This window comes from Peptostreptococcus sp., assembly GCF_977045075.1.
This window is the reverse complement of the sequence record NZ_CDRRTB010000142.1, coordinates 1-2648: the sequence shown is the minus strand read 5'-3', so window position 1 is coordinate 2648 and position 2648 is coordinate 1. Positions and strand designations below refer to the sequence as shown.

The window sequence follows — 2648 nt, the reverse complement described above, 5'->3', positions numbered from 1 at the left end:
ATCCTATCCATTCCCTACGAAAAGCAATTAGAAATAAAAAAAGATCAAATACTAGACCTATTCGACAAGGCTGGTATTAAGGACTATGAATTTTTGGGAATTCAGGGTAGTCCTAGCCAGTATGCCTATAGGAACAAGATGGAATTTACCTTTGGAGATGAATACAAGGATGGTCCCCTATCACTTGGTATGCACAAGGTTGGAAGGTTTATAGACATAGTTACAGTTGATGACTGTAGGATAATAGACGAGGACTTTAGGAAGATAATGGTAGGCACAAGGGACTACTTTGAGGAGAAGGGTCTACCGTACTATAGGTCCTTTAACCACCAGGGTTACCTTAGACACCTGGTAGTCAGGAGGGGCGAAAATACTGGGGAAATAATGGTAAATATAGTTACATCATCCCAGCTTGACTACAAGATGGAAGACTACAGAGACTTCCTATTAGACCTAGACCTTGAAAATAACCTAGTAAGCGTACTACATACTATAAATGACAGTCTGGCAGATGCAGTTAAGTGCGATGAATTGAGAATCCTACATGGTAGGGACTACTTCTATGAAGAGGTCCTAGGCTTGAGGTTTAAGGTATCACCTTTCTCGTTCTTCCAGACAAATACAAAGGGGGCAGAGGTCCTATATACAATTGCCAGAGAATTTGCTGGTAACAAGGGAGATGGCAAGGTAGTATTTGATCTATACAGTGGTACAGGTACTATAGGCCAGCTGATGGCCCAGACAGCCAAGAAGGTTTACGGTATAGAGTTGGTAGAAGAGGCTGTAGTTGCAGCCAACCAGAATGCAGGGCTTAATAACTTAGATAACTGCGAATTTATAGCTGGTGATGTGGCCAAGCTAGTAACTTCTCTTCCCGAAAAACCAGACCTAATTATAGTAGACCCACCGAGGGCAGGTATCCTAGCTAACGGTGTCAAGGATATAGCTGAATTTGGAGCAGGTGAGATAGTCTATGTCAGCTGTAATCCTAAGTCCTTGGTTGAAAATGTGGTTGAGTTTGAATCTAGAGGCTACAAGCTAGACAAGTTAAAGTTGATGGACATGTTCCCATCAGGCCCTCACTGTGAAAGTGTAGCACTTCTAATTAAGCAATAAGACTATTTATAGTACTTTTAATGGTTTAATTTCTATATGTTGTCCACCATTTGTCCACGGTTATTTTACCCGTGGACAAATATTATACAATCAATTTTACCATAGAAGGACTTACAATTTTACAGACTTTTTTACATAGACTCATTTATAAAAAGGGCAGAAATCTGCCCTCTTTAACTAATCATTTGTATGTTTGACTATATCTTCAATGTTTCTTCCTGAATAGAAAATACGAATAATGGAAACTATGGATAACTCTTCATCAACACGATAAAAAATCATGTAATTATCAACCGAAACTTTATATATTTTCATGGAAGCCCAAGGCTCCCAGTCAACATGAGAGTGTCTTGCTGGTAATGTATCAAGAGAGCGAATCATCTTTCTGATACGGGATGATTGGTTGTCAGCTGCAATACGTGCCTGTAAAGTGAATCGAATATATTCATATATTTCGGTTAAATCCTCAAGTGCCTGTGGCGAGTAAATTACTTTGTAGGTTTTGCTCATATGCCATATTCCTTTGAAAAGTAGCTATCAACTTCATCTGCACTATAAGATTTTCCGTCATTTAAAGAGTCAATTCCTTTTTGAAGTTCTAAGTTTAGATCTTCTTTGGACATATTACCTAGAGCTAAAGGCTTTTTAGCCGGAAGGCGAAGTTCAAAAGGCATACCTTTTTGAAGAACAATTTGACTGTAAAGCATCTGTATTGCACTGGATGGAGAAATTCCAAGCTGACTTAAGATGCTTTCCGCATTTTCTTTTAAGTTTTTGTCAATTCTTGCATAAACAGCATTTGTATTTGCCATGAGTGTCACGCTCCTTTCTTGCTTATATTATACAAAAAATAAAATGTAAATGCAAGCATATGCAAGCAAAACCAAAGTAGAGGTATCTGACTACAAGGGGGAAAAGAATTAATCATAAATTGCACCCAATTGGGAGATAGCTTTACACTCCAATACAAGACAGAAAAAGATAAGAAGAGAGTATTAGAGAAATGGTGTGATTTTTTAAAAAATAATAAGACCGCATTTACAGAATTGACATTTGTTACCAGGATGCCTCAAGAATTATTTAATGCTGTTTATGAGCAGTAAATCTTAAAAAATTACATATTAAATGGGGCCTTTATCCTGATATTTCAAATCTTGAAAACTTAGAACATTTAAGCTTGATACCTTGCAGGGAAACTAAAAAATTATATGACGAATTGATTAAGTTGCCAAAGTTAAAGTATGGCCTATTAATCACTAGACTGGAATTATATACAAAAGGAGACAAAAGTCTAAAGTAAAGCAGTGTTCTGAGACCTATATTATTCCGCAAAACATAAAATATCATTCCGATATGGTTGATATTATTCCGATAAAATAGTACAATACAAATAGATTGGAGGGATATTTATGTACATTGCGGTAAAACAAGCTGCTGAAAAGTGGGGTGTTTCAGATAGAAGGGTAAGAACTTTATGTTCAGAGGGGAAAATTCTTGGGGCATATAAAGAAGGAAGAAGCTGGAAAATACCA

4 protein-coding genes are annotated in these 2648 nt (G+C 36.9%); 2 read left to right on the top strand and 2 right to left on the bottom strand.

Going from position 1 to position 2648, the window contains the following annotated elements:
- The coding region (gene rlmD / locus ACW6OJ_RS08065) for a 23S rRNA (uracil(1939)-C(5))-methyltransferase RlmD (RefSeq protein WP_456096277.1) at positions 1–1116 on the top strand (1116 nt) is incomplete at its 5' end.
- Positions 1117–1293: 177 nt separating this feature from the next.
- Here rlmD and ACW6OJ_RS08060 read toward each other — a convergent pair.
- Both ACW6OJ_RS08060 and ACW6OJ_RS08055 read right to left on the bottom strand, forming a co-directional pair.
- Positions 1294–1626 (bottom strand): type II toxin-antitoxin system RelE/ParE family toxin, encoded by a 333-nt coding sequence (locus tag ACW6OJ_RS08060; RefSeq protein ID WP_456096276.1) that lies wholly within the window; start codon positions 1624–1626, stop codon positions 1294–1296.
- Positions 1623–1928, bottom strand: coding sequence for a type II toxin-antitoxin system RelB/DinJ family antitoxin (locus tag ACW6OJ_RS08055; RefSeq protein WP_456096275.1), 306 nt, complete (start codon positions 1926–1928; stop codon positions 1623–1625). The genes ACW6OJ_RS08060 and ACW6OJ_RS08055 overlap by 4 nt, the downstream gene beginning before the upstream one ends.
- A gap of 597 nt (positions 1929–2525) precedes the next feature.
- On the opposite strand from ACW6OJ_RS08055, the gene ACW6OJ_RS08050 reads away from it, so the two are divergent.
- Positions 2526–2648 (top strand): helix-turn-helix domain-containing protein (locus tag ACW6OJ_RS08050; RefSeq protein WP_456096278.1); only part of this gene is annotated, 123 nt, incomplete at its 3' end.

Coding starts and splice junctions, on each gene's coding strand:
- ACW6OJ_RS08060 (WP_456096276.1), bottom strand. CDS start 1,626: ATGAGCAAAACCTACAAAGTAATTTACTCGCCACAGGCACTTGAGGAT.
- ACW6OJ_RS08055 (WP_456096275.1), bottom strand. CDS start 1,928: ATGGCAAATACAAATGCTGTTTATGCAAGAATTGACAAAAACTTAAAA.